Source organism: Rhodococcus sp. FH8, assembly GCF_019266085.1.
In the GTDB taxonomy this organism is placed as follows: Bacteria; Actinomycetota; Actinomycetes; order Mycobacteriales; family Mycobacteriaceae; genus Rhodococcus_F; species Rhodococcus_F qingshengii.
In genome coordinates, this window is record NZ_LPNQ01000037.1 from 1 (window position 1) to 6,554 (window position 6,554).

Consider the following 6,554-nt stretch of genomic DNA (forward strand, 5'->3'; position numbering starts at 1 on the left):
CCACCCCACCACACACCAACCCCCCACCACCCACACCAGCAAACCGCCCATCCAACACATCCACCAACGTCAAACCCCCCACCACAACCCCCACACCATCCCAACCACCCACCACCAACCCACGCTCACCGGCGACAAACACGTCGACCTCACCGACCGGTGTATCCGCGTTCGCTGCGAAGGCGGCAAGAATCCGCGACATTCGCTGTGCAATGGTGTCGACCGCGGCGCGGTCGAATGCCGCCGGCTGGTACCGCAGGCTGACCTGCAGCGTCGGTTCCGCGACCGACAGCACGGTGAGCGGGTAATGCGTGGCGTCGCGGGCATTCACAGCGGTGACGCGCATACCGGCAATGTCGGTGTTCCCGCCCATCCCCGAGGTATCGATCGGATACGACTCGAAGACCGACAGTGTGTCGAACAAATTGCCTGTCCCTACGACAGATTGAATCGCGCCGAGTCCGACATAGTGATGATCGAGCAGAGCTGTCTGCTCGCTTTGCAGTCGAGCGAGCAGCTGCATACACGTCTCGTCCGGATCCAGTTGCACTCGGACAGGCAACGTGTTGATCAGCAGCCCCATCATGTTTTCCACACCACGCAACTCGGGTGAGCGGCCCGAAACCGTGACGCCGAAGACTACGTCGTCACGGGAAAGCATCCGAGACAGTAGGACACCCCACGCCGCTTGAATCACCGTGTTCATCGTGATCCCGCTCCGTTGGACCAGCGCACCGAGTCCGTCGCGCACCGAATCGGGTAGATCGACGGCAACCTCTTCGGGCACCAGCTGCTCCGCGATCGGCGTCGAAGGCGCCAACAACGTCGGCTCGTCGACGCCTTCCAAGGCGTCCTCCCACGCCGCGAGCGAGGTCTCCATATCGCGGTGCATCAACCATTCCAGATAGGCGCGGTACGACGGAGTCTCGGGAAGATCGGCCGGGGCCCTCTCGACCGGGAGACCGTCGGCCGCGTATCGCATCAACAGTTCGCGAACCAGCAACGGTATCGACCAACCGTCGAGAACGATGTGATGGTTCGTCACCACCAACACGCACCTCGTCGGCGAGGTTCGCAGCAGCGTCAGCCGAAGCAGTGGCGGCGAAGCGAGGTCGAAGGGTGCACTGCGATCCTCGTCGAGGCGGCGCTCCAGATCTGCGTCGGTTGCCGATCCGCGATCACTCAGGTCGACCTCGGTCCAGGGAATCACGGCATCGTCGACAATCAACTGCACCGGTAGGCCGTTCACGTCGTAGACAAACGCTGCACACAGATTCGGGTGGTTTGCCAGTAGTCCGGCAGCAGCGCCACGCAAACGCTCGGAATCAACCGCTCCTTCGAGCTCGACGCACAACTGCGCTGTGTAGACGTCCGTCGACGTGGCCGCCAGTGAGGCATGGAACATCAGCCCGGCCTGAAGGGGCGACACCGACCAGACATCGTGCAATCCGGGGAAGTCGTTCTCCCAGCGTTCGATCTGTTGTTGGTCGACCGAGACCAGGGGAATGTCCGACGGCGTCAGACCGCCCGCATCAGGTCGCGACGCGTGCGCGCTGAGTCCGTCGAGCGCACGACGCCACAGTTCCGCGAACTCCGCGATGTCAGACCTGTCGAGCACTCCGCGGGGAAAGGTGAAAGATGCTGTCAGGCAGGGCCCGTCGACATGGTCCTCAACCGCCGCGTTGATGTCGATCACGGACGCCACAGGCATGGACGGGTTCTGGGTTCCGCCAAGCCTTCGATTGCCCTCCACCGGCAGCCAGTCCTGTGTTCCGTCAGAGGAGCTGATCCGGCCCAGATAGTTGAAACTGATCTGAGGAGAACGGAATCGGCCGAGTGGGTCGCTCTCGCCCGACAGGTACCGCAACATCCCGAATCCGATTCCATGATCGGGGATCGCACGCACGTACTCTTTGACAGCTTTGAGAGCCCGCCCGGCGTCGGCGCCACCTGCCAGTGCGTCGTCGACGTCGATTGCGCCGAGGTCCACGCGCACCGGGTAGAGCGTGGTGAACCAACCAACGGTGCGAGCGAGGTCTGCGCCAGGAACCACCCCTTCCTCGCGGCCGTGTCCTTCGAGAGTGATCAGGGCGGCCACGGTATCCATACCGCGGCGTCGTCGCCACCCGATCGAGGCCAACGCAACAGCGGTGACGAGTCCGTCGTTCACGCCGGCGTGGAATGCCGCAGGAACAGTGGTGAGAAGGTTCCTGGTCGCCGAAGGCGAGATGTCCACTGTAACGGTGTCGACCGTGTCGTCGACGTCGATCGTGGGATCGAGTGGGCGCGAACCGATCAACGGGTCATCGCCGTCCAGGATCGTTCTCCACATGTCCAGTTCGACGCTCCGGTCGCCCACGTGCTCGACAAGCCCATGCGCCCATCGCCGGAACGACGTTCCGATCTGTGGCAGTTCGGGCGTGACACCGGCCTGGAGTTGTGCTGTCACCGACGCCAGGTCGGTGACCAGAATGCGCCACGAGACCCCGTCGACAACCAGGTGATGAATCACCACAAGTAGTCGGCCCCGCCCGGTCGACACGTCAGGTTTGTCGGCCAGGTCGAACCAGATCACGCGCACCATGTCAGCCGCGGCGGGATCCAAGCTGTCGGCCACGGCCTCGAGTTCTCCCGACGCCAAGGCCCTGAAACCTTCGTCGTCCACCGAATCGACGGCTATGCGGTGGATCAGTCCTTCGGCCGAGATCGAGCCGGGTGGTAAGACTTCCATGACCCGGTCACTCTCAACCAAGCGAGCTCGAAGCATTCCGTGGCGGTCCAGCAACACCTGGAGACCACGGACAAGGAGGTCTTGGGTGAGATCAGCGGGAGCTGTCAGCAAGAGCGCCTGAGAGAACCGTTTCACTCCGCCGCCACGCAGCCCGCCACTGCTGCGGTCGAGCATCCACTGCGCCACCGGGCTCAGTGGAACAGTTCCGACAGCGGATCCCGGTAGCTCCGCGAGCACATCAGGCCTGTCCTGCTCAAGGTGCGCCGACTCGGCAAGCGCGGCAACGGATTTGTGGTCGAATACATCCCGGGGTGAGATGATCACACCCGCATCGCGAGCGCGGGCCACCAATTGGATGGACATGATGCTGTCGCCACCGAGCTCGAAGAACGAATCATGCACTCCTACCGAGTCGAGCCCGAGAACTTGCGCGAACAGAGCGGCAAGAAGATTCTCGGTTTCCGTTCGCGGTGGCCGGTCGGGTGTGGCGGCGGACGAGAAATCGGGTGTGGGAAGCGCTGCGCGGTCGAGTTTTCCGTGAACCGTCAGCGGAACGGCGTCGAGCACCACCACCGCCGCCGGCACCATGTACGACGGCAGGCGCTTGCCTGCATGGGCGAGGACGTCTCGCGGATCGACACTCGCTCCGCGATCGGGAACCACGTAGCCGATCAACCGATCCCTGCCGTCGCCGTTCCAGACGGCCGTCACCGCCTGGGCCACGCGCGGGTGCGTCTGCAGTGCCACCTCGACTTCCCCGAGTTCGATGCGGAACCCACGGACTTTGACTTGGGCATCGGTGCGCCCGAGATACTCCAGCCGTCGGTCGGGCGTCCACCGCACGCGATCGCCCGTGCGATAGATCCGCGTTCCCGGCGCACCGAAGGGATCTGCGACAAACTGCGTGGCGGTCAACGGGTATCGCCGGTGATAGCCGCGAGCGAGAGCCGGCCCGGCAAGATACAACTCCCCCGCGACACCTACCGGTACCGCTCGCAGACGCGAGTCCAGCACTACCTCGCTGAATCCGCGAGTAGGTGTGCCGATAGTGACCGGGGCGTTCGGAGCCAGTGCCGCACTGATGCTCGACACGACAGTTGCCTCGGTAGGACCGTAGGCGTTGAACATCTTTCTGCCCGGCGCCCAGCGGGCCACCAATTCCGGCGGACACGCTTCCCCACCTGTCACGACACAACCGACAGTGGTGAGACCGTCTGGGTCGACGGACATTAAGGCCGCCGGAGTCACAAAACAATGGGTGACGCGCTCGCGCTCCAGTAGCGCCGCCAGTTCCGACCCGCCGTAGACGGTCGGTGGCACGATCACCATCGTGGCTCCAGCACCAACGGCCATCACGAGCTCGAGAACCGACGCGTCGAAACTCGGCGAAGCGAAGTGCAGAGTTCTGGATCGGGTCGTGGCGGCGAAGGTCTCACGCTCCTGGAGCGCGAAGTCGCTCAACCCGCGATGTGTGACCGTCACGCCCTTGGGTGTTCCTGTCGACCCCGACGTGTAGATCAGATAGACCGGATTGTCGATGCGAATCGGCGCGTTCCGATCCGCGTCGATGACTTTCGATGGCGAGTACGCCCGCAGCCGTTCCTCGAAACCGGCATCGTCGAGGACCAGCCACGGCACGAGGCCGGACAATGCTGCGTTGTGAGCTCGAGACGTTATCCCCCACCCTGCACCGGAGTCGCCCAGCATGTGCTCGATACGAGCAGCGGGATGTCCCGGGTCCACGGGAAGGAATGCCGCACCTGTCTTGGCAATGGACCACACCGCCAGAACGGACTCGACGGAGCGTGGGAGACACAACGCCACCACCGATTCGGGACCCACTCCGGATTCGATCAGCATGCGGGCCAATCGGTTCGACTGCGCGTCGAGTTCGAGATAGGTCACTTCACGTTCCTCGAACACCAGCGCAACGGCGCCGGGATCCTGGGCGGTCGCCATATCTGTTGCTGCAGTCAGCAAATCCGGAAGGGTCTGAACAGCGGCGGAAATCTCACCTCGCACGGGTACCAGTTCGGCTGACTCATAGGCGTCGAGGATCTCGATATCTCCGATCCGTGATTGCGGATCCGTGATAACGCGCTCGAGAATCCGTTGCAGGCGGCCGGCGAAGCCCGCTACCGTTTCCTCGTCGAAAATATCTGTGGCATATCCGAATTCAGCACGAATACCATCCGATTCGCCGGCTGCGCCGGCGTTCTGCGTCACCGTCAACTGAAGATCGAAGTTGATGGTGTCGATCTCGACGCCCACGTCGGTCACCTGCAGGTCGGGGAGTTCGAGTGCAGGCCGTTCGATGTCTTGGAACTCCAACATGACTTGAAACAGGGGCGAGTACGCCGTCGAACGTGAAGGATTCACGATCTCGACGACTCTTTCGAACGGCACGTCCGCATGAATGAAGGCGCTCAGATCTACGTTTCGGACCTGGTCGAGGAAGTCTCCGAAAGTCGCGCCGCGGTCCACTGCAGTGCGCAAGACCAACGTGTTGACGAACATGCCCACCAGGTCGTCGAGTTCGCGCTCCCCACGCCCGGCGATGGGAGTTCCGACGGCTACGTCGTCCTCATCACTGAGCCTCGCCAGCAGCACTGCCAAGGCTGCGTGCACAACCATGAAGACCGTGGCGTTGTGTTTGCGCGACAGGGCAACCACACCGGCATGCACCTTCGGACCGAACACGAACCTGATCCGTCCGCGTCGAAGCGAACGCACATCACCGCGCGGTCGATCGGTCGGAATGTCGAGAACCTCCGGTGCGCCCGCAAGATTCTCGGCCCAATAGCCGAGCTGTTTCGAGATCAGAGACCGAGAGTCCGATTCCGAGCCCAACCAACCACGTTGCCACAACGCGTAGTCGGCATACTGGATCCCGAGCGGCGCCCACTGCGGTGCCTCACCGTTCACACGGGAGGAGTATGCGCTCATGAGATCTCGGGCCAGCGGTACCGTCGAGAATCCGTCGGCGGCGATGTGGTGAATCACGATCACCAGGACATGCGAGTGGACCTGGTCATCTCGCCGCAACAAGGCGGCGCGCATCGGGACCTGCTGCGTGACGTCGAAACCATCCGAAGCGATCTGCCGGCTACGCTCGCGCAGCTCTTCCTCTCCCTGCACAAGTATCGGTGCAAGATCCGATACCACCTGTGAGGTGGACATGATCACTTGACGCGGTCCGTTGTCCGTCAGAGGAAAAACGGTGCGCAAGGACTCGTGCCGCTCGACGACGTCGACAAATGCAGCGTGAAGCGCACTCACGTTCACTGCACCTTCGAGCCTCAACGCGCACGCGACGTTGTAGGCGGCGGACTCGGGGGCGAACTGATTCGCAAACCACATTCGCTCCTGCGCCGGTGAAAGTGGGATATCCGTCGTCGTACCCCGCGGCGTCAACGCCGGCTTGGCCCCCTCTCCTCCACGACACTGCGCCAATTCGGCCAGCGCTGCAACGGTAGAAGCATCGAAGACGTCGCGAATGTTGATCCGTTCGCCGAGAACAGAATTCACTCGCGCAACCAACCTGGCCGCACTGAGAGAGTTCCCACCCAGGGCAAAAAAGTCGTCGTTCACGCCCACCGTCGACGTTCCCAGCAGATCATCGAAGATTGCGGCAACCGTCTCCTCGACCGGCGTTCGTGGCGCAACATACTGCAGCGGTTGAGGTTCGAAGTTGACGTCCGGGAGGGCTTTACGGTCCAACTTCCCATGCACCGTCACCGGAAACTCCCCCAACACCACCACCACCGACGGCACCATGAACCCCGGAAGAGACCTCCGCACCCCCTCCAAGACCACCACCTCA

1 protein-coding gene is annotated in these 6,554 nt (G+C 62.8%); it reads right to left on the reverse strand.

Features of this window, described 5'->3' with window-relative positions; translation table 11 throughout:
- Window positions 1–6,554, reverse strand: a 6,554-nt coding sequence (locus tag ATN38_RS00350; RefSeq protein ID WP_218747396.1) for a non-ribosomal peptide synthetase, incomplete at both ends; no start/stop codon positions are given.